Annotated in this window: 21 protein-coding genes; 2 read left to right on the forward strand and 19 right to left on the reverse strand. The window is 38.5% G+C overall.

The genetic code is table 11. The annotated features are described in order from the left end of the window. Positions 1 to 34: 34 nt before the first annotated feature. Entirely contained in the window at positions 35 to 2,125 is a 2,091-nt protein-coding gene (locus L877_RS13630) for a hypothetical protein (RefSeq protein WP_051437789.1), read from the reverse strand. A 359-nt stretch (positions 2,126 to 2,484) separates the two neighbouring features. Beyond that, positions 2,485 to 2,964, reverse strand: a complete 480-nt coding sequence (gene ybaK / locus L877_RS0109330) for a Cys-tRNA(Pro) deacylase (RefSeq protein WP_026835838.1) — start codon at positions 2,962 to 2,964, stop codon at positions 2,485 to 2,487. A 204-nt stretch (positions 2,965 to 3,168) separates the two neighbouring features. On the opposite strand from ybaK, the gene L877_RS12885 reads away from it, so the two are divergent. Beyond that, on the forward strand, positions 3,169 to 4,635 hold the full coding sequence (locus L877_RS12885; protein WP_051437790.1) for an LTA synthase family protein: 1,467 nt from the start codon (positions 3,169 to 3,171) through the stop codon (positions 4,633 to 4,635). An 87-nt stretch (positions 4,636 to 4,722) separates the two neighbouring features. On the opposite strand, the gene L877_RS0109340 is transcribed toward L877_RS12885, so the two are convergent. From L877_RS0109340 to L877_RS0109410, 15 genes are all read right to left on the reverse strand, one after another. Continuing rightward, a complete protein-coding gene (locus tag L877_RS0109340) occupies positions 4,723 to 6,393 on the reverse strand; it encodes a formate--tetrahydrofolate ligase (protein ID WP_026835839.1) in 1,671 nt (556 codons plus the stop codon). Between the two features lie 50 nt (positions 6,394 to 6,443). After that, complete coding sequence (locus L877_RS0109345) at positions 6,444 to 7,259, reverse strand: ATP-grasp domain-containing protein (RefSeq protein WP_026835840.1); 816 nt, start codon at positions 7,257 to 7,259, stop codon at positions 6,444 to 6,446. Between the two features lie 21 nt (positions 7,260 to 7,280). Continuing rightward, positions 7,281 to 8,093, reverse strand: coding sequence for a RimK family alpha-L-glutamate ligase (locus L877_RS0109350; RefSeq protein WP_084554844.1), 813 nt, complete (start codon positions 8,091 to 8,093; stop codon positions 7,281 to 7,283). Between the two features lie 86 nt (positions 8,094 to 8,179). Further along, positions 8,180 to 10,798 carry an FtsK/SpoIIIE family DNA translocase gene (locus tag L877_RS0109355; RefSeq protein ID WP_084554845.1) on the reverse strand — a complete coding sequence of 873 codons (2,619 nt, stop codon included), beginning with the start codon at positions 10,796 to 10,798 and terminating at the stop codon, positions 8,180 to 8,182. A gap of 120 nt (positions 10,799 to 10,918) precedes the next feature. Next, positions 10,919 to 13,009 (reverse strand): polyribonucleotide nucleotidyltransferase, encoded by a 2,091-nt coding sequence (locus L877_RS0109360; RefSeq protein WP_026835843.1) that lies wholly within the window; start codon positions 13,007 to 13,009, stop codon positions 10,919 to 10,921. Positions 13,010 to 13,088: 79 nt separating this feature from the next. Next, positions 13,089 to 13,556, reverse strand: a complete 468-nt coding sequence (locus L877_RS13635) for an NUDIX hydrolase (protein ID WP_026835844.1) — start codon at positions 13,554 to 13,556, stop codon at positions 13,089 to 13,091. Between the two features lie 114 nt (positions 13,557 to 13,670). Then, positions 13,671 to 13,937 carry a 30S ribosomal protein S15 gene (rpsO, locus tag L877_RS0109370; RefSeq protein WP_026835845.1) on the reverse strand — a complete coding sequence of 89 codons (267 nt, stop codon included), beginning with the start codon at positions 13,935 to 13,937 and terminating at the stop codon, positions 13,671 to 13,673. Between the two features lie 175 nt (positions 13,938 to 14,112). Next, on the reverse strand, positions 14,113 to 15,249 hold the full coding sequence (locus tag L877_RS0109375) for a leucine-rich repeat domain-containing protein (protein WP_084554846.1): 1,137 nt from the start codon (positions 15,247 to 15,249) through the stop codon (positions 14,113 to 14,115). Between the two features lie 151 nt (positions 15,250 to 15,400). Then, on the reverse strand, positions 15,401 to 16,249 hold the full coding sequence (locus tag L877_RS0109380; protein WP_026835847.1) for a hypothetical protein: 849 nt from the start codon (positions 16,247 to 16,249) through the stop codon (positions 15,401 to 15,403). Next, entirely contained in the window at positions 16,243 to 16,941 is a 699-nt protein-coding gene (locus L877_RS0109385) for an ABC transporter ATP-binding protein (protein WP_026835848.1), read from the reverse strand. Before L877_RS0109385 ends, L877_RS0109380 begins: the two co-directional genes overlap by 7 nt. A 25-nt stretch (positions 16,942 to 16,966) precedes the next feature. Then, positions 16,967 to 17,329, reverse strand: a complete 363-nt coding sequence (locus L877_RS0109390) for a GntR family transcriptional regulator (RefSeq protein WP_026835849.1) — start codon at positions 17,327 to 17,329, stop codon at positions 16,967 to 16,969. Positions 17,330 to 17,791: 462 nt separating this feature from the next. Further along, complete coding sequence (locus L877_RS0109395) at positions 17,792 to 19,825, reverse strand: ABC transporter permease (RefSeq protein WP_026835850.1); 2,034 nt, start codon at positions 19,823 to 19,825, stop codon at positions 17,792 to 17,794. Beyond that, positions 19,815 to 20,579 (reverse strand): ABC transporter ATP-binding protein, encoded by a 765-nt coding sequence (locus L877_RS0109400; protein WP_026835851.1) that lies wholly within the window; start codon positions 20,577 to 20,579, stop codon positions 19,815 to 19,817. Before L877_RS0109400 ends, L877_RS0109395 begins: the two co-directional genes overlap by 11 nt. Positions 20,580 to 20,677: 98 nt before the next feature. Beyond that, positions 20,678 to 21,694, reverse strand: a complete 1,017-nt coding sequence (locus L877_RS0109405) for a sensor histidine kinase (RefSeq protein WP_026835852.1) — start codon at positions 21,692 to 21,694, stop codon at positions 20,678 to 20,680. Beyond that, positions 21,691 to 22,404: a response regulator transcription factor gene (locus tag L877_RS0109410; RefSeq protein WP_051437798.1), complete on the reverse strand. Its 714-nt coding sequence runs from the start codon at positions 22,402 to 22,404 to the stop codon at positions 21,691 to 21,693. Before L877_RS0109410 ends, L877_RS0109405 begins: the two co-directional genes overlap by 4 nt. 134 nt (positions 22,405 to 22,538) lie before the next feature. Between L877_RS0109410 and L877_RS0109415 the strand changes: the two genes are divergently transcribed. Further along, the gene (locus L877_RS0109415; protein ID WP_026835854.1) at positions 22,539 to 23,921 is read left to right on the forward strand and encodes a sodium-dependent transporter; all 1,383 of its coding nucleotides are present in this window, start codon (positions 22,539 to 22,541) and stop codon (positions 23,919 to 23,921) included. Position 23,922: 1 nt separating this feature from the next. Here L877_RS0109415 and L877_RS0109420 read toward each other — a convergent pair whose 3' ends face one another. Both L877_RS0109420 and argB read right to left on the reverse strand, forming a co-directional pair. Then, positions 23,923 to 25,104, reverse strand: coding sequence for an aspartate aminotransferase family protein (locus tag L877_RS0109420; RefSeq protein ID WP_026835855.1), 1,182 nt, complete (start codon positions 25,102 to 25,104; stop codon positions 23,923 to 23,925). 24 nt (positions 25,105 to 25,128) lie between these two features. Continuing rightward, entirely contained in the window at positions 25,129 to 26,028 is a 900-nt protein-coding gene (gene argB / locus L877_RS0109425; RefSeq protein ID WP_026835856.1) for an acetylglutamate kinase, read from the reverse strand. Positions 26,029 to 26,040: the final 12 nt, after the last annotated feature.

Raw genomic sequence — 26,040 nt, forward strand, 5'->3', positions numbered from 1 at the left:
GCTGTCGTGTAAAAAATATATCGATTAAACAAATTTAAGCTTTTTTCTTAATTACTATGAGTGCAACTATCATGACAACAGAGAAAACAATTGCAAATATCACAAGTTCAATTGGGAACTTGTCTCCTGTCTGTGCAACACTTCCACTTCTGTTGTTATCATTAACATGATACTTCGTAGTTTTCTTGTTGTTCTTCTTACTTTTTGATGCTCCATTGGAAGCACTTGTCCCATCGCTATCATCATCGGATTCAGAATCCGAATCATAACTGTCACCATCTGTTGATGATGTCTCATTAGATACCTTCTGAGTTTTAGCATCTTCAACTACAGTGTTGGTATTATTATTATCTTTATTATTTGTATCAACAACATCACTTGTAGGTGCTGCCGTTACCTCGCTCTTGGATACAGGCATCTCAGTTTCAATAGCTTGAGCAGTTTCTGTTGCTTCTGCCGTAGGCGCTACTGTTGGAGCCTCTGTTGCTACCTCTGTTGGCGCTACAGTTGGAGCAGCTGTTACCACCTTTGTTGGTGCTACTGTCGCCACCTCTGTCGCTTCTGCTGTTGGCGCTACTGTTGGAGCAGCTGTTACCGCCTTTGTTGGTGCTACTGTCGCCACCTCTGTCGCTTCTGCTGTTGGTGCTACTGTCGGAGCCTCTGTTGCTACCTCTGTTGGCGCTACTGTTGGAGCAGCTGTTACCGCCTTTGTTGGTGCTACTGTCGCTACCGCTGTTGCTACCGCAGTTGGGGCTACTGTTGGAGCAGCTGTTGCTACCTCTGTAGGCGCTACTGTTGGGGCAGCTGTTACCACCTTTGTTGGTGCTACTGTCGCCACCTCTGTCGCTACCGCTGTTGGTGCTACTGTCGGAGCCTCTGTTGCCACTTTTGTAGGAGCTACCGTTGGAGCCTTTGTCGCTACCGCTGTTGCTACCGCAGTTGGGGCAGCTGTTACCTCCTTCGTTGGAGCTACCGTTGCCACTGTTGTCGCTGTAGCTGTTGGTGCTACCGTTGCAGTTGCAGTTGCCTTAGCAGTCGCAGTCGCTGTCGGCGCTACAGTTGCTGTTGCAGTTGCCTTAGCTGTTGCCGTAGCTGTCGGCGCTACCGTTGCAGTTGCAGTTGCAGTTGCTGTTGGGGCCACAGTTGGAGCGGCAGTCTCTACAGTTCCAACTTTATTATATGAATAATAGTGTCCCTCACACTTTGTATTAATATTCTTTGCGATAACTCCACCTTCAAATATACCGGTACTGGCAAATTCAGCATTTGGTGCCACAACATGCCCTGCAGTATCATCAACTACATATACATTGTTTGCATTAGGCATATTCCAAACAAGCTTCATACCTGTCTGATTTAACTGAGCACCTTGTTCATTTGTAGAATCCATGAGATTCTTGAGTGAATTATCATTATTAAATGTTTTACCAATATTTAAACTATTATATAGGACACCCTTGATATTTTCAGTATTTCCGGACCATGTATAGCTGAACGAAAGCTTTACTTCCGGCTCATCTGGAAAACTTATTACGCTTCTCTTGTCTTCAATACTATCTATATCAAGATTCATGATAGATATGTATTTACACTTTTCATATATGCTATTCGGAATGATAAAACTATCGTGCTTAGAAAAATCAAGCACAAGTGTTTTACATGCTGGATAAGCCTCAACGGCATCCTTTAGGTCATCTTCAGTTACAGTATATCCACTTTTTGCCCACTGCGCAGATTCAGCGTTCAAAGAAGCAAAAGCAGTATCAAAATCAATATATGATGGTTCTCCTGTCAATAGAACCTTATCTTTATATCCACTGCCAAGCCAACTCTCGTCGGTATAATAACCTTTTGTCAACTCTTTACAGTAGCTATTTTCTGTTGCACCGTTACCGAATACAGATAAGCTTCCTTCTCCTCCGCAAGCCACTGCACCTACTATATGGTCCTCAGCAACTATCTTTTCCTTGGCAAAAAGATTATAATCAGTCAAAATATTCCCAATTGTATAATCTTTTTCATATGTGCTACTCGCAAAAGCATTAAAACTTGTATTTACCAAGAGCAGCGCTCCCAATACGATACAAACAACTTTTACTATTTCTTTTCCAATCTTAGTATTCATACCTAATTACCTCTTCATCTTAATTCAGAATAATTGTAAACTTCCTTTGTTACTATATAATAAAGATCCCCAATAATTGGAATCATTATTTTTTTAAATGTTCTGATTTTGGAAAACGCCCCGAAAAAAGCGCACCTTAACAAACCATGATAAATATAACCACAGTAAAGATAATCCTTAATACAAATACTTTCTTCATACTTTTTGGAAAAAATTCAATAAATTTTGATTGTGTAATACCCCTTTATGCGGAATCAATATTCTGTATTACTTCGCTGATTCCTAATCTAAAATAATCAAAATCCACTAAAGATTATATAAAATTTCAATTAACTTGTCAAGCATAATTTTCTTGAAACTTAATCTGTCGTCAAATCCGCCATCTTAATCTTACATATATTAGACAAGTCATTTATTCCTATTTGTATTTGATATCCTACTTTTCCGGCGCTTACAAATATCTTGTCAAATCCACTTGCAGACTCGTGAATAAATGTCGGAAAATTTTTCTTCATACCTATTGGTGAACATCCACCGTGGACATATCCCGTCAAGCCAAGCAGGTCTTTCTGTTTGATCATATTGATTGACTTTTCTCCAGCCGCTTTTGCCGCCTTTTTCAGATCTAATTCCTTATTCACAGGTATGACAAATACATAGTTTTGCTTGCTTTTCCCCTCTGTGACAAGAGTTTTGAACACACGGGAAGTATCCTCACCTAGAATAGTTGCAATTTCCTCGCCACTGAGCGAAGGGTCTGCCTCATATGTATAGAATTCATATGAAATCTTCTTGCTATCGAGCACTCTCATCACATTGGTTTTATCATTTTTCTTCATAACGTATTATCTCCCTTTGTTTTTTCTCATTCTAACATATTATAGAAATTGATACAAGGTAAACTTACGCATCAAGACAGCCAACTAGCAATTCAGATAATATGGTTAGGACTTAAATCAATTTTTTTCTCAAAACATGTTGCCACACCCTTCTTTTTACTGTAAAATTATATAGTGACGAAAAATATTACGGGAGGCTTTAATATGAAAAAGAAACACAAGATACTTGTTTTTTTATTTTTTCCAATCATGCTGGCAGCATTCTTGATATATACAATTTCAGGATTCCTAGTCAAATCTTTCAACGGACTTACTATGGAAGAAATCGTATTCCACTTGAAAGTACCTATGAAGGGAACCAGCAACAGCATGTTCAAGGATTACTTTAAGTATGCAAAGTGGGCTTATGTAATCTTCATTCCGGCATTACTTCTCATAGCAGTTATCATAAATGGATTTAAAAAGATCAAAGAATCCACCGCAGTGCTATGCTCATTTATTACTTTTGCCATGACTTGTCTCGCATATGCTATTTGCAAATTTGGGAAGGTTATGAAGATTCCATCTTATATTGCAGGTCAGTTGCAAAAATCAGATTTTCTTGCCAACAATTATGTTGATCCCAAGAAGGCAAATATCTCACTTCCGGAAGAAAAGAGAAATCTTATCTACATTTATCTCGAATCCATGGAATCAACTTATGCATCTAAGGCACACGGCGGAGCTATGAACGAAGAACTTATCCCTGAGTTATATCAGCTGGCCAGAGAAAATATACATTTTTCCAATACTGATAGGCTCGGTGGCGCTTCAGTATCTCTTGGCAGCACTTGGACAACCGGTGCAATGTTTACACAGTCAACCGGTTTACCACTCACTCTTCCATTAAAATCAAAGCGCTTCAAGGATGGAGAGTTTCTTCCAAAGTTCACTGCAATTGGTGATATTTTGGCAGAGAATGGATACAACCAAGAGATCATCGTTGGTTCAGACCTAGCATTCGGTGGAAGAAAAATGTTCTATGAGTCACATGGAAATTACAAGATTTTTGATTACAAATCAGCTGTTAATGATGGCAAACTTCCTCCAAAATATTACAAATGGTGGGGATTTGAGGACCAGAAACTCTTCAAATTTGCAAAAGAGGAGTTATATAGATTGGCTGAAAAAGACGAACCATTTAACTTGACTCTCTTGACTGTAGACACCCATCATATCGGTGGATATAAATGCGAACTCTGCGGAAACGAGCACGAGAATAACTATGAAAATGTTCTGTCATGTAGCTCAAAGCAAGTTGCCAAGTTTCTCGATTGGCTTAAGGATCAAGACTTCTACGAGAATACCACAGTTGTTCTCGTTGGAGACCATCCTACTATGGATAATATTTATATATCTGACAGATATGACGGCAGCGTCAAGAGATGTGTATATAATTGCTTCATCAATCCAAGCAAAGAACTGAAAGTACACTCAGACCGACTGCCTAACAGAAACTTCAATACATTCGATATCTTCCCAACTACGATGGCTGCTCTTGGTGCCAAGTGGGATGGCTCAAGGCTTGGAATCGGAACCAATCTTTTCTCCGACGATCCAACGCTTAATGAGAAATACGGAAGTGAATATATAGAAAGTGAATTAGCAAAACAAGCTAGTATTTATAATTGATGTCTTACGACCGCAGGGAGTAAGACCAGCGACATGCGATTCCGAAAAAGGGTATAACCATATAGGCTATACCCTTTCATCATTTTTTTAGAATAATCCTGTGATATTTCCATTATCGTCTACATCAATTCCCTCTGCCGCTGGAACCTTAGGAAGTCCAGGCATAGTCATGATATTTCCGGTGATTGCTACAACAAATCCAGCTCCGGCACTTACATATACTTCTCTGATGTGAATAGTAAAGTCTTTTGGACGACCAAGCAAAGTCGGATCATCAGATAATGAATACTGATTTTTGGCCATACAAACCGGCATATTTCCAAATCCAAGCTTTCCTAGTTTGTCAAGCTGCATCTCCACAGATTTGTCAAATACAACATCCGTTGCGCCGTATATTTCCTTGGAAATTGTCTCAATCTTCTCGCGAAGTGGCATGTCTGATTCATAAAGGAATTTGAAATCAGCTTTTTTGTTCTCAAGCATTGCAACAACTTTATTGGCCATCTCAACTCCACCTTCAGAACCTTTGCCCCAACTCTCAGAAAGAGCAAACTCGCAACCTCGATCCTCACAGAATTTCTTGACATATTCAAGCTCTGCCTCAGTGTCGCTGACAAATCTATTAAGGACTACGATACATGGCACGCCGTACTTTCCTACATTTTCAATATGCTTTTCAAGATTAACTATTCCCTTGGCAAGTGCATCCAGATTCTCTGTTCCAAGGTCATCCTTGGCAACTCCACCGTTATACTTTAGAGCACGAACTGTAGCCACAAGAACAACTCCATCCGGCTTCAATCCGCTGAGTCGACACTTGATATCGAAGAACTTCTCAGCCCCAAGATCTGCGCCAAATCCTGCCTCAGTAATACAGTAATCTGCCATCTTTAAAGCAGTTTTTGTTGCTCTGATACTATTACATCCATGAGCGATATTGGCAAATGGTCCGCCGTGAACGATCGCCGGTGTATGCTCCAATGTCTGAATCATATTTGGCTTAATTGCATCTTTTAACAGTGCTGCCATGGCCCCAACCGCATTTAACTCCTTGGCTGTAACCGGCTCACCATCATAATTGTATGCCACAATAATCTTGCCGAGTCTATCCTTGAGATCTGCCATATCCTTTGCAAGACAGAAAATAGCCATTATCTCAGAAGCAACCGTTATAATAAAGTGATCCTCACGAGTTACTCCGTCTGCTTTTCTTCCCAGACCAACTGTAATATTTCTGAGGACTCTATCATTCATATCTTCGCAGCGTTTCCATACAATCTGCTTTGTATCAATTCGCAGAGCATTTCCCTGCTGAATGTGATTGTCAAGCATCGCAGCCAAAAGGTTATTTGCAGAAGTTATGGCATGAAAGTCTCCAGTAAAGTGAAGATTCAAATCATCCATAGGTACAACCTGTGCATAACCGCCACCTGCAGCTCCTCCTTTGATTCCGAAACATGGTCCAAGGGACGGCTCACGTATTGCAACGATTGACTTCTTGCCAATCCTCTTGAGCGCATCCGCAAGTCCTATTGTAGTAGTTGTCTTTCCCTCGCCTGCCGGGGTAGGATTAATGGCGGTAACAAGGATCAACTTACCATCTTTCTTTTCTGCATAGGAGTTGATTAGTTCATTTGATAATTTTGCCTTATACTTACCATACTGCTCAAGCTGATCAGCTTCTATACCAAGTTGTGCAGCCACCTCAGTGATTGGCAACAACTCGCTTTCTCTTGCAATCTCAATATCACTTTTCATAAATAATCTCCTTTGTAAATAGCTCTACAACATCTACAGCTCCTGTGCCATCATTTGTCGATGACATATTGAAAATATTCGTCGAGAATGTCAATGTCTTTCGCGCACTTATAAAGCATCCGCGCCCCCACAACATCTTCAATCTCTCCGAGATAAACCCCGCTTTCTCCTAGCAAAAAATCAATTCCAACCATTCCAAAAGTCATATGCTCCATTATCTGCCTTATATATCCCTCAACTTCTCCGGAGACCGGTACTTTCGAAACCTTTCCCCCAAGAGAATAGTTGGATTTAAAACCCTTGGTCGCCTCGCGGCAAACACCTGCTACAATTCTCTCGCCAATTATATATACGCGAAGATCCCTCTTGGCATTTATCAGTGGTTGGATAATAAAATCACTTGTTCCGATGCCATCTTTAATCAAAGAATAATCATCTGGACCTATCAAAAATACATTTTTGCCGCCATGTCCATCAACAGACTTTATGACTTTTCCGTTGTTCTTTTCTATGAGCGATTCCGACAACTGAATATTTTCATAAAAATCACTCTCAACAACCGGTACCCCTGTGTTTTCTTTTATATACTGATAAGTCTTAAACTTGTCATTGCTTATCTCAGATACCATGCTATTATTATAGCAACTCACACCATTTTTTTCAAGGAACTTAGTTAGCCTATAATCTCTCGTGCGAACAAAAGCAAAGTCTATACAGGAAAATTCTCCGTATTCTCGAACCTCATCAGCCATAACAAGCTGGATATCCACTCCGTACTTTTGGCCTTTTTCACGGTGCATCTCTATATAATCTTTATTGACTTTTCTCCCCTCTTCATCATAGATAAGTAGTGCTTTCTTATTCATATTTTCGTGGGACACCTACCTTCACTTGCCTATTCTTCGCAAAATCTCTTCCAAGATAAGAAGGGAAACATCGACTCCTGTGCAGTCATACAAATTTTTGAAATGAGCATTAGAATTCACTTCGCACACAGTATAGCCTTCCTCAGCAAAGAGCAAATCAACTCCGGCAAACAAACAACCGGTTGCCTTGCATGCCGCAACTGCCAGCTTTCTTGCCTCTTCGTCCGGATCATATGCCTGCATCTTTCCCCCGGCGGTTATATTGGCTCGAAAATCATTTTCAGATATTCTAAGCATGGATGCCACAACTCTATCACCCACGACTTGCAACCTGATATCGCGCCCCAAACTATTTGCGATAAACTCCTGGACAACAAAAGGTTTGGGAGATATCTCAGCAATTTTTTTCTCAAGACTCATTTCGTCATTTATAAGATATACCTGTTCTCCAAATGACCCTTGAGACTCCTTGACAATAAGCGGATAAGTAATTCCACTCTCTCGGACCATTTTTCCTATGGACACAATATCGTTATAACCGATATTGTCATATGTCATAGGTGCCACAATCGTCTTGGGTGTCTTGATGTGCTTATCTCTTAGACAGATAAATGTTCTGCCCTTGTCATCACAATTCATTATGGATTCACTACAATTGTAGACTGGAATCCTCATGTTCTCAAGAGACTTGGCAAGCAACAAATCCTTATCCCAAAAAAGAACAAAATCAGGTTCATGTATATCCTGCTTCTTGCCCCAAAAAGAACGATTGTACTCCAGATTAGTATGTATTCGGAGATCTATATCAAGCTTCTTCGCAGAATTTAAAAACATCTTATGGAGCTCTCCGAATTTACCATTATTTAAGAAATGATTTACAACTAAAACACCTAACAAAATACAACCCTTCCTTAGCTAAATTATTGCTCTGTCTCTAGATAATTATCAAATTGTTCCATGGACATAAGTATTGTCCTAGGTTTAGTTCCCTCTTCCGGTCCAACCACACCGGCATCTGCCAACTGATCCATGATCCTTGCCGCACGGTTAAATCCAATTCGGAACGCACGCTGCAAAAGTCCTATACTCGCCTTGTCTTTTTCTATTATGAATCTTGCTGCATCTACAAACAGCTCGTCATTATCATTAGCATTTGTCGCAGCACCACCTGCACCGTTTGAACTCTCCACATGGGCAGTTTCAATCTTGCTGGCGATTTCCTGATTATAGGATGCACCTCCTGCCTGCTCACGAAGAAAACTGATAACTCCATCTCGCTCTTCGTCAGAGACAAATGCTCCCTGAACTCTTATAGGCTGTGGAAGTTCCTGTGGGGCAAAGAGCATATCACCATTTCCCAGGAGTTTTTCGGCACCTGCACCATCAATAATAGTCCTTGAATCCACTTGTGAAGATACCGAAAGTGCAATTCTCGACGGAACATTTGCCTTAATAAGACCTGTAATAACATTGACAGAAGGACGTTGCGTGGCGAGGACAAGGTGAATGCCTGCCGCTCTTGCCAGCTGAGCCAGGCGACAAACTGCATCCTCTACTTCTCCAGGGGCAACCATCATGAGATCTGCAAACTCGTCAACAATAATTACAATCTGACACATCTTCTCATATGTTTTACCATCATTAAAAGTCAATCCCTCTATCTTCTTGTTGAAGCTCTTGATATCACGAACTCCAACTTCCGCAAACTTTTCATATCTGCTGTTCATCTCGACAACGGCCCAGTTTAGCGCAGCAGATGCCTTCTTCGGATCTGTCACTACCGGAATCATGAGATGAGGTATATCTGCATATGCTGTAAGTTCAACCATCTTCGGATCTACCATGATGAACTTGACATCATTGGGATTCGCCTTGTAAATAATACTCATTATGAGAGTATTGATACATACGGATTTTCCTGAACCGGTTGCACCTGCCACTAACAAGTGTGGCATCTTGGCGATGTCCGTGACAATAGTCTTTCCACCTATATCTTTACCAACGGCAAATGTAACATTGCTTTTTGCTTTTTTAAATTCGTTACTTTCCAAAAGTTCTCTTAGTGTAACTGCACTTCTCTTAGAATTTGGAACTTCAATTCCAACTGCAGCTTTTCCTGGAATCGGTGCCTCAATTCGAATGTCAGAGGCCGCTAAACTGAGTTTGATATCATCAGTCAAACTGGTGATCTTGCTAACCTTTACGCCCTCTTCAGGTACCAATTCATATCTTGTTACGCTTGGTCCGCAACTAACATCACCCATAGTGACATTTACACCAAAACTCTTAAGTGTATGCTGGAGTTTCTCTGCCGTAGCAATCAATTCCTCATCCGATGTACCATTGGCATTAGCCTTTGGACTTGAAAGCAAGTCAAGTGGTGGAAATTTGTAAGTTTTTTCCTCAGAAGCTGTAGCCGTAATCTCTTTTGCTACAGCATTTATTCCTGACTGAATCTCTTCTTTGGATGAATTTGCCGGTTTAGAAGCCTTCTTTTCCTCCGGCTTAGGTGCTACAACTTCAGGTGTTTTGGCACTTGAAGTTTTGGCACTTGAAGTTTTAACCTTTGTACTTTGAGTGTTTTCTACAACAGGTTCACTCTTATCACCAAACTTATTCTTCAATTCCTCTTTGTATACAGGCGTGGACTCCCCGCTTCTAATAATCGAAATATTATTCTTAGGTTCTTCCGGTTTTAATCTCGGTGCCATTTCCACAGCATGCTCTCTCTTAGAGATAGCATTGTCATCATCAATCAAATTGTGAAGCACTGCTTTTTTCTTTCTTGTATTCTTGTTCTTATAATCTTCATATTCGATAAAATTATCATCATACTTCTCATAATCAGCATCATTTTCATAATCGTGTTCATTGATATTAATCAAAAGAGAGAAAATTTGTTTCCCGCTAATTAGCATTATAAATAGCACTATAAGTCCAAAAATAATAACAATAGAACCAACGCGACCAAGGACCGAAGACAATAAATTAGCTAGAATACCACCAAAAAAACCCCCGCCATTTTTACTCTCACTGCAGTATTTATAAACTTCTGCGAGATTGTATGTCTTAGTATTGGCAATCCACTGTATAAAGCCACCCACGGAAAAAAGCAAGCCCAAAAAACACATTGTCTTCTTGATTATGCGACTATTTTCAATATTCGAGAGAATAAAACCAAAAGCAATGGTGTACACAAAAGGCATAATATATGCCAATAATCCATATAGCCCAAAGTGAAGATTGGCAATTAATTCTCCCAGACTTCCGCATAACCCAAATAAGCTGAGCAAAACTATCAGAGAAAATACAATGACAACAAGAAATACAATTTCAAGTCTCATCGGATTCGGCTCGCTAGCTTGCACAGCACTTTTATTATTATATACTCTATTTTTACCAGTATTTTTTTTATTTTCAGTATTGTTCTTTTTATTCTTGGCCGAACTTCTTACAGCAGTTCCCTTTTGTAATTTCTTTTTACCTGCTGTAGTCGCCTTTGATTGTTGTGTTTTCTTTGTGCCACTTTTTGTTGGCATTATTTAACCGCCCCTTTTTACGTTAATCTTATGCAAGTCTTATAACAAGCATAAGGCGAGTCCTCCATCACAAAGGACTCGCGCTCATAAAACGTTATAAAACGTCATTCATATCATATATTACTGCTCAACATCTTTCATGCTGAATGAGATTCTTCCCTGCTTATCCTTGCCAAGGCAAACAACCTTAACCTTGTCACCAAGTGTAAGCTCATCCTCAACATGATTGATACGACGCTTGCAAATATTAGAAATGTGAACCATTCCCTCTTTGCCTGGAGCAAACTCGATAAATGCTCCAAACTCCTTGATACTTACAACAGTACCCTCAAGAATCTGTCCGCGCTCAAAATCTGAAACAATAATCTCAATAAGTCTGAGTGCCTCATCCATCATAGCTTTGTCTGTTCCACAAACTGACACTGCACCATCATCAGTGATATCAATCTTAACTCCAGTCTTCTCGATAAGAGCATTGATAGTCTTACCTCTCTGACCTACAACATCACCAATCTTTGAAGGATCAATCATAATCTGCTTGATCTTAGGTGCAAACTCATTAACCTCAGCACGTGGCTTGTCAATTGCCTTCATCATAACTTCATCGAGGATATATGTTCTTGCTTCCTTAGTTCTTGCAATAGCACCCTCAACGATTTCTCTAGTCAATCCATGAATCTTAATATCCATCTGAATTGCTGTGATACCTTTGTGAGTTCCGGCAACCTTGAAATCCATATCTCCAAAGAAGTCCTCAAGTCCCTGGATATCTGTAAGAATCAAATAATCATCATCAGTTTCACCTGTTACAAGTCCTACTGAGATACCTGCTACTGGAGCTTTGATAGGTACACCAGCGGCCATAAGTGAAAGTGTTGATGCACAGATACTTCCCTGAGAAGTTGATCCATTGGACTCCATAATCTCAGATACAGTTCTGATTGTATATGGGAATTCCTCCTCTGAAGGGATTACAGGTACCAATGCTCTCTCAGCCAAAGCACCGTGACCAATCTCACGACGTCCAGGTCCTCTACTTGGTCTTGTCTCACCAACAGAATATGATGGGAAATTATAATGATGAATATATCTCTTTGATGTGATATTCTCATCAAGGCCATCAATCTTCTGTTTCTCAGACAATGGTGCAAGTGTTGTTACATTGAGCACCTGAGTTTGTCCACGCTTAAATAGTCCTGAACCATGAACTGTAGGAAGAACATCAACCTCAGCTGAAAGAGGACGAATCTGTGTAACTTCACGTCCGTCAGGTCTCTTATGATCCTTGAGAATCATCTTTCTTACAGTCTTCTTCTGGAATTTGTAGACAGCCTCATCTATCTGATCGATCCACTCTGGGTGATCTTCAGCATATCTCTCTTCAAGAGAATCCTTGATCTTTCGAATATTTTCTTCACGAACCTGCTTTACATCAGTAAATACAGCTTCCTCCATAGCTTCTGGAGTGATAAAGTTTACCATATCCTCCCATAAGTCTTCTGGAGTGTCGAACTTAGTATATTCGTGCTTTTCCTTACCACACTCAGCAACAATCTTGTCGAAGAACTCAATAATAGTTCCATTAACTTCATGTGCTTTATAAATAGCCTCAATCATCTTATCTTCCGGAACTTCATTAGCTCCTGCTTCAATCATGATGACTTTATCCCTTGTTGATGCCACTGTAAGTGCAAGATCAGACACCGCTCTCTGAGCTGATGTAGGGTTAATTACAAGCTCTCCATCCACGAGACCAATCTGTGTTGCAGCTGTAGGTCCGTCAAACGGAATGTCTGAAATGCAAGTAGCAAGTGCTGAACCAAGCATAGCTGTAAGTTCTGGGCTACAATCCTGATCAACACACATAACAAGGTTTTCAAGTGTTACATCGTTGCGATAATCTTTTGGGAACAATGGTCTCATCGGACGATCAATAACACGACAAGTAAGAATTGCATTATCAGAAGGCTTTCCTTCTCTTCTTGTAAATCCTCCAGGAATCTTTCCTACTGAATACATCTTCTCATTGTACTCTACGCTAAGTGGGAAGAAATCAATTCCCTCACGTGGCTTCTCTGAAGCTGTTGCAGTTGATAATACTACTGTGTTACCGTAGTGCATAAATGCTGCACCATTCGCCTGGGCGGCCACTCTACCGATATCTACTGAGAGTGTACGTCCGCCAAGTTCCATTGAATATGTCTTGTACATAATTTTCTTTCCTTTCATCTTCGTCTTTCATTTTTCACCAAGTTATATTATACCACAATATATCTTATTTTGTAAAGAATTAAGTGTTACTTGCATTTTTTGGATAGCTAATCTCACTATCATCCCACTCTAAACAAATATCATGGAAAATTGGGATTCTAATAAGTCCAGCTGAAAACAGATATGCTCTATCTCGCTCCGGAATTTCATCCATTCTCTTCCAAGCAACACCAACTATACTTTGTTCATCTGGTGCAAGCTCTGGATCTATCCCCTTAGTAGCCACAGCATCCTCTGGAATTTCCACAAGAAAACTGTAAACAAAGCTTTCCAAGTCCGGCTTATGCTCTATGTTAAGTGGTCTAATAATACTACCTTCCACATTGCACTCTTCTCGCAATTCTCTGAGAGCCGCCTCTTCCGGCGTTTCACCTTCCTCTAATCCTCCGCCGGGAAGTGTGAAAAAATCTCTTCCAAAAAGCTTGTGCTCCACTAGTAGTATTTTGTCACCTCTAATCACCATGGCTTGACACCTATCTCGCTTCATACCGATACCTCCATAACCTGTAATGCTAAATATTATATGACTATTTTGCAAAAAAGATGATAGTAGACCTCTTAACAGGCCCAACTATCATCTCGATTCTTTTCTTGCTTAAAATTACTTTCTCAAGCCAAGTTTTGCAATAAGCTCGCGGTATCCCTCAAGATCATTCTTCTTAAGGTATGCAAGAAGGTTACGTCTCTTACCAACCATCTTAAGAAGACCACGACGTGAGTGATGATCCTTCTTATTTGATCTCAAATGCTCAGTAAGTGTGTTGATTCTCTCTGTGAGAAGTGCAACCTGTACCTCTGGTGAACCTGTGTCTCCAGGCTTTCTACCAAACTCCTTGATAATTTCCGCTTTTCTTTCTGTTGTAGTCATATCGCTACCTCCTAAATTTTTATAAATGCCAAGTACTAAGAGCAGGTCGGAGATGTCCTCGCTCTGAGTATTGGTTTGATTAACAAAATCTATGATAACACAAATAATAAATTTTGTAAACAAAAAAATAATTTGTATTTGATTTTTCTGTTATTGTCTAGAAATCCTTCTAAAATCAGAATTTCTTGGCTTTTACAACTTTCACCTTCTTGTTCCCTGCATTCTTCAATATTATCTTCTTGTACTCTTTGTACTTTGATTTTGGGACAATCACCTTGATTTTGTGCGGTTCATAGGAGAAAAACAGCTTTTTTCCCCATTTTTTCACCTTTGTAGATTTTATCTTTACCGTTTTTATATTATCCATAGAGGAAAATGCTCTGAATCCTATCTCTTCTACATTTATAGGGATGGTAAGCTTTTTTATTCCACAATGCAAAAAAGCATAGCCGTCTATTTTTTTCAGCGATTTGGGCAGACGAAGTTTTCTGAGTCTGTTATCTGAATCAACGAAGCTATCTCCTAACTCACGTACTCCGTTTTCTAATATCAACTCTTTTAAGTCTGGAATATTTGCTAGAGACCATTTTTCAAGTTTTTTTACACTTCCTGGTATAACCAACTTTTCTATGCCTGTCATAGCAAATGCTCCGTCTTTGATTTTCTTTAGGCCATATGGCAACGTAATAATTTTTAGTTTCTGACAATTTTCAAAAGCTTGTCCTGAAATCTTCTTTATTCCCTTGGGAAGAATCACCTCTTTTACCTTAAGATAATCTATAAAGCACAAATATCCTACACTCTTTACATTTCCACTTATCACAAGTTTTGTGGCATCATATGTTTTTGTATACCGCACCCATCCTGCTGCAGCTCCTAGATCACCAACATAATCCATGTATCCGTTTCCCCACACTTTTAAAAGCTTGGTTTTTGTATTATAGCTCCACTTCATATTTTTCCAAGTTCCACCCTTTACTTTTGCTGTTACATCCGTAGATACAAGCACAAAACTAAAGCATAATACAAGTGCCATTATCGTTATTATTCTTTTACTCCTCATAGTAGTCTCCTCCAATTGCATAATGAACTTTTTATACATATCATTTAATGTATATACTCCACCATTAATACCACGTATATAGAATGGTTCCCATACACTGTGAGCAAATATATCCGCTACTGTGTGAGCTACCATACCGAATAAGAGTAAACTTTTGTTGGTTTTTGTAACTTTTAATTTATTGCCTTTTTTTTGACAGAATCTTTTTCCATGAGAAACTTCCAACCTTTCCCTCTGCAAAAGCATCATAAATTCCTCCTAATCAATACATAATATAATTATACCTCTAGATTATATCATTCCATAATATTCATGTCAATTATCCACTCTATAGCGCTATGCGATTCCCAAAAAAGCAAAAGCCCTGGAATACTAGGGCTTTTGCATCATACATTCTATATTACTCAAGATTGAGTTTTTTATCAAAGAATCTAATAGCAATTGCATTATAAATAACAGAAAGTACTACATTAATTAACACACAGAATACGAGTACCATCATCAAAAATGTATATTGATGATTCTCAATTGCAGCATTCAGATTATTAAAGTAAGAACTGTTTGCTGTTGCTGATATTACACCGATGATAATCTGTAAAACAAGAGACACCGTAAAATTTATTACCAAGTAAGAAACTACAGTCCATGCGCCTTTATTCTTATTCATTCTCTGACCTATTGAAGAGCACATATGTATGAAACCAACATTTCCGTACTGCTGAACAATCACTGCAATTATAAACAATACGATAATCACGCAAATTTCACATCTATGGCTGATAAACTCAGGATGACTTGTAACCTTTTTGATAATCTCAAACAAATGCCCGATATTAAATCTTTGATCAAAACCAAGAGTTACCAAACCATAAATTATAAAGCAAATGCATGATGTAATAACACTCATAATGCCAAATATTCCGCCAACAATATTCTTACCAATCACCAGTGTCGATTTCTTCACTGGCAAAGTATGTGTCAAATACCCTTGACTTTTTACAGTCGACTCATAAAACTTATATCCTGCGATAAAAGATGATACTGATGGTACTACAAATAGTGCAATAAACGTTATTACTAACACTCCACCATTTACCACAGACATTACAGAAACACCATCAGTTTTAATTGCATTATTAATTGCTGAAACAATTATCGCTAATACTGTTAATAACGCAACACCTATATAAATAGGGAAAAATATTCTGCCGAGACTCTTAAACTCGTATTTCATAATCTTACCTAACATCTGAACACCTCCCTGAACATCTCGTCCACACTCATCTCATTCTCAATTCTTATCTCTTCCACAGTCTTATGAAGTACTAGTTTTCCATTCTGGATAAATAAACAATCATCCAGTATTTTCTCTATATCTCCAATAAGATGTGTTGAAATCAAAATTGCAGAATCAGGTGCATAATTATTGATAATTGTGTTCAATATGTAATCACGTGCAGCGGGGTCTACTCCTCCGATTGGCTCATCAAGTACATATAACTTTGCATCTCTACTCATCACCATTATCAACTGAACTTTTTCCTTAGTTCCCTTTGACAATGTCTTAATCTTGGCATCAACGTCTATTCTCAGGTCGTCAAGAAGTTCTATGGCTTTTCTCTCATTGAAGTCCTCATAGAAATCCTTGTAATAAGCCATAAGTTCTCTAACCTTCATATAGTCGTCAAAATACATTCTGTCAGGAAGATATGAAACAATCTTCTTACTCTCCACTCCCGGCTCCATGCCGTCCACAAGTACTTCTCCTTCTTCAGGCTTAATAAGTGAATTAATAAGCTTGATCATTGTGGTCTTGCCGCTTCCGTTTGGTCCCAAAAGACCTACGATTGAACCCGGCTGAATCTTAAAACTGACGTCGTCCAATGCATTCAAGTTACCATATTTTTTAGTAACATTTTTACATTCTACAATTGGTTTCATAAAAATACCTCTTTCCTTTCTAACACTACTTCTCCAGATGATTACTTACGATATCCTTAATCTCACTTTTGGTAAAACCTAAAGCAATCATTCCTTTGATAAACTCCTTTACAAACTCATCAACATTACTCTCCTTCACAGAATCCAAGATTTCTCGGTTCTCAGTAACGTATCTTCCCGAAGTCCTGTTTGTTACAATCATACCTTTGTTCTCGAGTTCAACCAATGCTTTCTGCATCGTATTGGGGTTGACTCCTGCTTCGCCTGCAAGCTCTCTCACGCTAGGAACCTTCTGTCCCGGTTGATACTCTCCTGATACAATTCTAGTTTCAAGTACTTCAATGAGTTGAATGTAAATAGGTTTGCTAGAATCTAATTTCCATGCCACACTATCACTCCTTTCAACTTTTGAAATTGTATTATTGTATTACTGTATTACTCACTTAATACATTGACACAATCATAGCATAGTATTTTAAGTATGTCAATACTTTTTTCAAAAAAAATTTTTTTCCAGCAAAAAAGGGAGATTTTATTATTATTCTTTGTTAATTGAGAATGCGTGAGGGGCATGCCTATTTGAAAAAAGAGGATTTGGCATACCCCGAGATGATTCGCATCAAATCTAAAAATAAGCACACTAATACAAGCCTTATCAAAAAGCAATTTTGAGGATTTTGAAATAAGTATATAAAACAGGAAGAGGCCAACCAGAGAGAGACTTCAATGCTCATGCACCTCGTCTCGAGTCGGTTGGACTCTTCCTGTTTTTAGACTGTCTTAGTGCGACAGCCCCAATTATTGGAAACGCATATTGCTGGTCTTACAAGCTTTGCTTGTAAGACAATTATTAACAATCTCTCTTAATTATATTTTTTTTATTAAAGAAGGTCACTAGGAAGTATCCACCGTAGATACATGTTAGAATCAGAGAAGTTACAAATACCGATTCTCCTATACCTTCTGTTCCAAAAATCTCCATAACAGCCACCGAAAATTTCATCCCAAAAACAGAGTGAATCGCGGCAACAATAAGTGGTAACAAGAAAAATATTCCGGTTTGATAGAACAAAGACCGAGATATATCCTTTTCCTCCGTTCCGATTTTACGTAAAATTTCATATCTCTGAATACTATCAACACACTCCGATAACTCCTTGAGAGCAAGTATAGCACCACATGCAATTAGGAAAATGATTCCAATGTATAATCCAACAAATGTAATGATTGCTCCAAGACCTATTGCTGAATTGCTTATATCTATCTTGGTATTTATACTACTTCCAAAGCTATCGGCTGATTTATTCTTTTCCATATTTTCCTGAATTGTGTTGGAACATTTTTGGAACTTCTTCTCCATCTTTTGCAATTCCTCATCACCTTTTGCTTTATAATTTCCATATAAAGTTTCGGAGTTGGCCTTCTGTCCGGCTACAACACTATCCGGAACAACAAATATTCCGATGTTCAGATGCTGCGCACTAAGATGCACAGACTCATTTAAACATCTGTCATATTTGGATTGGAGTTTGTGTCCCATGATGTTAATTTCCGGCTTCCTCTGAAGAACCTGATTCCTTACATTTTCCATTGAATCATAATCACAGAGTACGAAATATTGACCATCATCAAGCTTTTCAGGCTCCTTGCCTTGGATTTTCCTTATTGCATTGTAATCGCTTATTCCCATTATTTCTTCTTCAAAATCATAATTGAGACCAGCATACTTTTTCTTGATTTCTTCCAAACTATCGCCCAAGGATTCCTTAAAAGTAAACGATTGTACTGTATAGCTTTTGAAAACTATGTATTCTGAAAAATAGTCGGATATGTTATATCCATTTTTCTCAAAAACTCGCTCTATACCCTCACTTTTGTCTCCTTGAATCATCGCTAATTCTGCATCTACCGGACACAATGTCCTGATATTATTATTCATAGAATTCCTTACAGAAAATGATGCTGTAAGCGTGCATATAGTCACAAACAACATAAGACAAATAACAGTCATAGAGAAAACCATTGTATTAATCTTGCTGCTTATCTGACGAAATGTAAATGTATTTATACCGTTATAGTATGATTTTTTTCTTAATCTAAGAATATACAATACCAATCCTGAAATTGACCAAAAAATGAGAAAAGTACATATTGCTCCTCCGATAATTATGAGAATTATGTTACTTTGATCTAAGTTTCCATTGGACCATCCAACTTTATAATACATAAATCCAAGCATCATCACAGAAACAATAAAAAGCACTATACATAGAATTGGATTTTTAATCTTTATATTTTCTGATTTTCTACCGCTTTGTATCATGTCGATAAGCTTCATTCTTGTAACTGCTACTCCATTCAACACCATAACAACAGCATACATAATCGCGAAGAACAAGCAGGTTTTTAATATAGCTTCTGTTGACACTAATAATCTATATTTTGACATATCTGCTTCAAAGAGATTTACAACAAGCGCACTCATAAGCTGAGAAAGTCCTATTCCAACAATTAAACCAACAGCTAATGAGAAAACACCTACCAAAACGGTCTCTATAATTAATATTGCGGAAATCTTGGTTTTACTCATTCCCAATGTCATATATATGGCAAACTCTTTGTGTCTTCTCTTCATCAAAAAGCGACTGGCATATACTATAAGAAGTGCAAGTATAACCGCAACAAATACGCTTACGCCGGAAAGCATGGTTTTAAGAACTTCCACAATCCCGTCAGTTCTATTTGAAATTCTCATCATTGCTGCTTGCCCACCTATGGCATTAAAAACATAAAACACGGATACACCGATAATAAGTGTAAAAAAATAAATGGCATAGTCCTTGACACTTTTCTTCATATTTCCTATAGATAATTTAAATAACATCGTTTGTGTCACCTCCCAGCAATGTGATCACATCGATAATTTTGTCAAAGAACTCCTTTCTGCTGTCAGTTCCCTTAGACAATTCATTGAACACTCTTCCATCTTTTATGAAAATAACTCGATTAGCATAACTCGCTGAAAAACTATCATGAGTTACCATCATTATAGTCGCCTCCAGATCTTGATTTAGTTGTTTGAAGCACTCAAGGAGCATTTTTGAAGATTTTGAATCTAGTGCTCCTGTCGGTTCATCCGCGAGAATCAATCTAGGATTAGTGATTATTGCTCTAGCTGATGCCACTCTTTGCTTCTCCCCTCCGGATAACTGATATGGAAACTTCCCAAGTATCTCGGTAATTCCGAGTTTCTCAGCAATTGTCCTTATCCTTTTATCCAAATCTGACTTTTTAGTTTTCTGAATAGAAAGCGCAAGAGAAATATTCTCATAAGCAGTAAGTGTATCAAGAAGATTAAAATCCTGGAATATAAATCCAAGTTTCTCTCTTCTATATCTAGTTAACTCCTTTCCTCTGAATTCTGTTATGTCGCTATTCTCTAGATAAATATGACCAGCTGTCACTCGGTCAATAGTTGAGATACAGTTAAGAAGTGTAGTCTTTCCACTTCCTGACGCTCCCATAATCGCCACAAACTCTCCTTTGTTTACACCAAAAGAGATTCCATCAATGGCCTTTGTTAAACTTGACTTGTTTCCATAATATTTTTCAATTTCCACTACCTTAAGTAATTCCATAAGAGCAGCTCCTTTCTTTTTTCTTATGTCTATACTTTACAAGAGTTCTGATTAATTGTCGCTATTTCAATCTTACGGAACATTACAATTTTGTAACCTTATCTCATCTTGAAATAATCATCTCTGGCAAAACCAATTTTAAACTCGGTATATAAGCCTTCTTCTGATACAACGTCTATACTATGTCCTAGGCGATCGCACATGTTTTTAACTATGTATAAGCCCATTCCTGTCGACTTTGACTCGAGCCTACCATTGTTTCCGGTAAAAGTTTTTTCAAAAATATACGGCTGATCTGACTCACTAATTCCTATTCCATTGTCCCTAAAATGAAGAATAACACTTGATTCAAAGTCTTCAGTCCATGCTTTTAATTCAAGCGTTCTATTCCTCGCAGAATATTTTATGCTATTGGCCATGAGCTGCCCCAGTATAAACTCCAGCCATTTTCCATCAGTCAAAACCATCGTATCTAGTCCATCAGTACTGATACTTCCATTAATTAATCCAAGTGTTTCTCTGTTCTTGACAGCAACACTAGAAAATATTTTCTTTAATGAGACTTCCTTGATAATATAATCTTTTTCTGCATTTTCGCTTCTGGCAAAGTACAGCACATTATCAATACAGTCATCAACTCTCTTTAGCTGAACATTTATCTTTTCAGTAACTGCCCCAGGATTGTTGTGATTAATAAGTCTCAAACTTGCCACGGGAATCTTGGCCTCATGAACCCACATTTCTATAAATTCCTTGAAATCTTTTGTTTGTCTTTTATATACATTTATCTGTTCTGTCATGGATTTGTTGCCGGCACAAAGTGATTCATATATCATTTTTCCCTCATAAAATGATGGTTTTTTCAGCATCGCAGACATAAGATTCTTTTTGTCAAGTTCTTCTACTAAATTTTGTATTTTGTCATAAAATGCTTTCTTTCGCAACAAATTCCATACTTCATGAGAAATGACAGTCATAAAACAAACGACTGTCACCACTAGAATCAACTGCCATTCAACTTTAAATGCCAACATAAAAATCATTATAAATAAATATCCCAATCCTCCTATTAAATACGCGATTAATCTGTCCTTTATATAATTTGCTATTGTCATCTTAGCACGTACCCCTGTTTCTTTCTTGTCTCTATTGCATTCTCTAAACCAAAGTCCGATAGCTTATTCCTAAGCCTACTGATATTCACAGATAAAGCATTGTCATTAACATATTCATCATTGTCCCAAAGTACTGTCATCAAATCCTCTCGAGAAACTATCTCGCCCTGGTGATCAAGCAAATGTTGAAAAATCAACATCTCATTTTTAGTTAACACCTGTTCCTTATCTTCCTTCAATAAACTCCCCTTAATACTGCTGACAATAATCCCCCTATAATTCTGAGATTGACTTGCAGATGCACTTCTCTTTAAAACTGCTGATATGCGCAAGAGCAAGATTGCTGGATTATATGGCTTCGTAATAAAGTCGTCCGCGCCATAACTCATAGATACCAATTCATCCACATCTTCTGTCCTGCTAGTAAGTACGATGACCGGAATATCACTCTTCTTTCTAAACTTCTGTAATAATATCTGACCACTTTCACCGGGCAAAGTAATATCTAAAAGAATTAGATCTACATCTCCCATTATCATCTGCTCATATACATTAGAAAAATCTTCAACTTTTTTCACAAGATATCCTGTTTTTTTTAAAAGCACACTTACTTCTTCTCGTAAAGTTTCATCATCCTCTACAATCATAATGCTATTCACTGCATATTCCTCCCTACATAGAATAATATCTTCTCCTACCAATTCTAACATAAACATTATTATAAAACAATATCCGACATTTATCTAAATTATATCATTTGACTTTTCTTTATTAAAGTGAGATAATAAAAATGTTTATTGGATAATCAAAATCCAACATATTTAGAGAGAAAGAGAGAATTACAATGAGCGAAAAGAAAAACACATTTTCAAGTTCAATCGGATTTATTCTAGCAGCAGCCGGTAGTGCCGTTGGATTGGGGAATATATGGCGTTTCCCATATTTGGCAGCCAAGGATGGTGGCGGAACATTTTTATTGATATACATAATCCTGGCTCTATCCTTTGGATTTACTCTTTTGATTACGGAGATTTCTATCGGAAGAAAGACAAAACACAGTTGTCTAAAAGCATATGGCAGGCTACATAGCAAGTTTAAGTGGCTCGGATTGTTGGCAAGTTTCGTGCCATTTTTGATTTTTCCTTACTACTGTCTCATCGGTGGTTGGGTTCTTAAGTACTGTACTACTTACTTGGCTGGACATGGCATTGCCGCCTCAGGAGATTCGTATTTTACCGATTATATAACCGGCATCTATCCTCCGATTATATTCTTTGTTATTTTCCTCCTGGCGACTTCAATTGTTGTATACCGAGGAGTCAATTCGGGAATAGAAAAATTATCCAAAATACTTATGCCTATGCTTTTGGTTCTCTTGCTAGTTATTGCCATATTCTCCCTGACGATCACGGGAAATGAGGGAAGAACTGGTTTTGACGGCTTGATGATTTATCTTATACCGGACGTCAAAAGCATGACTCCCGGCAAAGTTTTCCATACTCTCATTGATGCAATGGGACAGCTTTTCTATAGTATCAGTGTTGCCATGGGAATCATGGTTACTTATGGTTCCTACCTCAAAGACGATGACAATCTTGTCGGAGGCGTTAATAAAATCGAGATATTCGATACAATTGTGGCATTTCTCGCCGGTATAATGATTATCCCCGCCGTATTTGCATTTTTCGGCTCAGAGGGTATGCAAAACTCCGGTCCAGGCCTTATGTTCGCAACTCTTCCAAAAGTTTTTACAAGTATGGGACGCCTCGGAAATGTTCTGGGAATCGTATTTTTCCTGATGGTTCTCCTTGCAGCTCTTACCAGCTCTGTTTCCATACTCGAAGCAGTTGTCTCCTGCATTATGGATTATTTTAAATGTTCCAGAAAGAAAGCTGTAATTATCGAGACGGTAATAGGACTTGTCCTTGGTGTCTTCATCAGTCTTGGCTACAATATATTCTATATTGAACTCAAACTTCCAAATGGCAGTACAGCACAAATTCTTGATATCTTTGACTACATAAGTAATTATATTCTAATGCCTATCGTTGCAATAAGTACATGTATATTGGTTGGTTGGGTTGTAAAACCTAAGACTGTTATCGACGAAGCCACAAAAAATGATGAAAAGTTCGGAAGGAAGAAACTCTATCTTATCATGATAAAGTACATTACTCCCGTACTTCTCACCATCTTACTTCTTGGTTCATTTGGAGTATTTAATTAAATTACTGCTCCAAAGCGCTATCAAGGATATTGATCATCTCATCAACATTTTCCTTAGAAATAACCAGCGGTGGAACAAGACGAACCACGTTACTTCCGGCGCTTAGAACGATGAGTCCGCTCTCAAGGCATTTCTTACATACATCGCCAACCGGAATGTCAACTTCGATTCCAAGCATGAATCCAAGTCCGCGCACGTCCTTGATGCAAGAATGCTTTTCCTTAAGACTTTGTAATTTAGAAACAAGGTATTCTCCGACTTCGTTTACGTTGTCTAGGATGCCTTGTTTTTTGAATTCATCAAAAGTGGCATTGACAGCTGCACATGACAGAGGATTTCCGCCGAATGTTGTGCCGTGATCACCTGGTACAAGCTGCTCTCCAACTTCTTTCTTAGTTGCAATTGCACCGACCACAATACCATTACCAACACCCTTTGCAAGTGTAACGATATCCGGCTTTATGTCATAGTTCTGGAATGCGAACATTTTACCTGTACGTCCCATACCACACTGAATCTCATCGCAAATCATCACGATATCATGCTTGTCACAGAGTTCACGAACTCCCTGGATAAACTCCTTAGTCGCCGGATATATACCGCCCTCGCCCTGAACAGGCTCAAGGATGATTGCATAAGTCTTATCAGTAATTGCACTTTTCACACTCTCAAGATTGTTGAAATCACAGAATGTAACTCCGCTAATCAAAGGCTCGAAGTTCTCACGATACTTCTTAGTTCCTGTAACTGAAAGCGCTCCCATGGTACGTCCGTGGAAAGCCTTATCCATAGCAATCACTTCAGAACGATTGGTATACCCCTTGCTAATTGCATATTTCCTAGCAATCTTGAGGGCACCCTCGTTGGCCTCTGTTCCGCTGTTAGCCATAAATACTTTATCAAGGCCCGTTGCCTCACTTATATTCTTCACAGCATCCTTCAATGGTTCAGAGTAAAAATAGTTCGAGAAGTGAATTCCCTTGTCTATCTGAGCCTTCAGCGCTTCCTTGTATGCCTCATTAGAATATCCCAAAGCGCAAACTGCGATACCGGCTGCGAAGTCAAGGTACTTCTTGCCTTCTGTATCATAAAGATATACATCCTCACCGTGGTCAAGTTCCACAGGATAACGATTATAGGAGTGAATTAGATTCTCCTCCGCTAATTCTATTGATTTTTTCATAATTGTCACCTCATCTTAATCCTTTTATTGTTCATGTTCATATAATGTCTCTTCATCGCCTATAAAAGCTGTTCCAATACCTTTCTTGGTATAGAACTCAAGCAAGAGACAGTGTTCCTTACGTCCATCAAGAATATGGACTCTACTAACTCCATCTTCTACTGCATCTATACAATTCTTGAGCTTTGGAATCATTCCTCCACCAACAAATCCCTCGTCAATCAACTTGTTGGCCTCGTCAAGAGTCAATACAGAAAAAAGAGTTGAAGGATCATCAGCATCCTTGCATACACCGACGATATCAGTCATAAATACAAGTTTTTCTGCCTTGATAGCCTTGGCAACTGCACAAGCTGCATCATCTGCATTAATATTATATGACTTATAGTCATCTCCAAGTCCAATTGGTGCGATAATAGGCACAAAATCGTTGTCAAGAAGTGTATCGATAAGCTCAGGATTTACCTCTCTTACATCACCTACATATCCAACATCCGCACCGCTCTCAAGGACTTTCTTGTCACAGATGAGAGTTCTTCCATCCTTACCACTGATTCCAGCGGCTCTGACACCGAGCTTTTCCATGAGCTGAACCAGTGTCTTGTTAACCTTGTTGAGGACCATTTCCGCTACTTCCATAGTATCTTCGTCTGTCACGCGAAGTCCCTCTACAAACTCAGGCTCCTTGCCCATGAGCTTAACCCACTTGCTGATTTCCTTGCCGCCACCGTGAACGATGATTGGTCTCATTCCAACCAGCTTTAGTAATGCCACGTCCTTAATCACACTCTGCTGCAACTTTTCATCGAGCATCGCACTTCCACCGTACTTAACTACAACTTTTTTATTATTAAAATCTCTTATGTATGGCAGAGCCTCGATAAGTGTCTCCGCCTTAATCATAACATCTCTCAAATCGTCCATTGTTTTCCTCCA

This window comes from Eubacterium xylanophilum ATCC 35991, assembly GCF_000518685.1.
GTDB lineage: Bacteria > Bacillota > Clostridia > Lachnospirales > Lachnospiraceae > Eubacterium_F > Eubacterium_F xylanophilum.